This window comes from Streptomyces sp. NPDC000941, assembly GCF_053599555.1.
Genome location: NZ_JBSFMM010000568.1, coordinates 1 through 1060, shown reverse-complemented (window position 1 = coordinate 1060; position 1060 = coordinate 1). Strand labels below are relative to the sequence as shown.

Genomic DNA, 1060 nt, shown 5'->3' with positions numbered 1-1060 from the left:
GGGCGGCCGGATGGGGGGGGGGGGGGGGGGGGGGCGGGCGCGCCGCGGGGGGGGCTCGGGGGGGGGTGTATCTCGCCGGCTCCCGGCCGGGCGCCACGGCGTGTCACCGTCTCATATCCACCACAAATCCCGAGGGGACCCGGCAACGGCCTGCCGGATCCCCCCGGGCCGAGCCGCCTGATGCGGCACTGACATGGCGCTGGGAGATTCTCCGGAGGACCGGCTCACGACTTGGGGAGCTTCCCTCGCTGGGTGATCACCCACATCCACGCCTCCAGGGTGGCGACGAACTCACCGAGGTCGGGAGTGGTGTGGGAGGCCCGCTCATGGTCCCAGTCGGGGTCGAGGACGACGACGCGGAAGCCGTAGCCGCCGTACCAGCCGGCGTCTATGTTGATCTCCCGAGCCCGCAGGCCGCCCTCCTCTGCTACCTCCTCCGCGGTCAGCCACGGCGGTGGTGCCGTACGCGCCCAGTACAGGTCCTCGGAGTCGTTGGCCTCGACACTTCCATCCGGCAGGCGTCGGGCCGACAGCTGGTTGTAGATGACGTTCCAACCGGCCGGAACACGCAACGGGATCAGGCCCCAGTCCTCGGAAACGGTAGCGGCCAGCGGGGAATTGGGCGGAAGCCGGAAGGTCGGGTCCATGCGCCCGCAGCGTAGTCGGGGTGTCTTTCGAGGCGTCGGCGGAGGCCCCGCTCGAACCCCGCCGTACGGGCGGGGGTGGGTGCGGCTCGCTGCGCTTCGCGGGTGCAGCTGCGCTGCGCTCCGCTGTGCCTATGCGCTGTCTTGCGGCATTCGGCTCGCGCGGGTGCGGCTTTCGTCTCGGACCCTCCGGGTCCAAAGCGCCAGCGAGAAGGGGGAAGGGGGGCGGCTGGCCCGGTGTCCTGGTTCCTCGGCCCGGCGGGCGGCTGAGCTCAGGACAGGCTCCGCTGCGCTCCGCCGCAGCTGCTGCCGCGCGGTGGCCAAGCGGTCAGTCCAGCGGTGCGCTGGACCGGGGGTGCGGGAGCGCGACGGATAGGTGGGCACCGGGGGACGGGATCGCCTCTCCACCCACCTGC

General features: G+C 72.5%; 1 protein-coding gene. It reads right to left on the bottom strand.

Annotation, left to right across the window (positions count from 1 at the left end; translation table 11 throughout):
* Positions 1–224 precede the first annotated feature (224 nt).
* Positions 225–647, bottom strand: a complete 423-nt coding sequence (locus ACWDSL_RS53525) for a hypothetical protein (protein ID WP_450497047.1) — start codon at positions 645–647, stop codon at positions 225–227.
* Between the last annotated feature and the right edge of the window lie 413 nt (positions 648–1060).

Coding starts and splice junctions, on each gene's coding strand:
- ACWDSL_RS53525 (WP_450497047.1), bottom strand. CDS start 647: ATGGACCCGACCTTCCGGCTTCCGCCCAATTCCCCGCTGGCCGCTACC.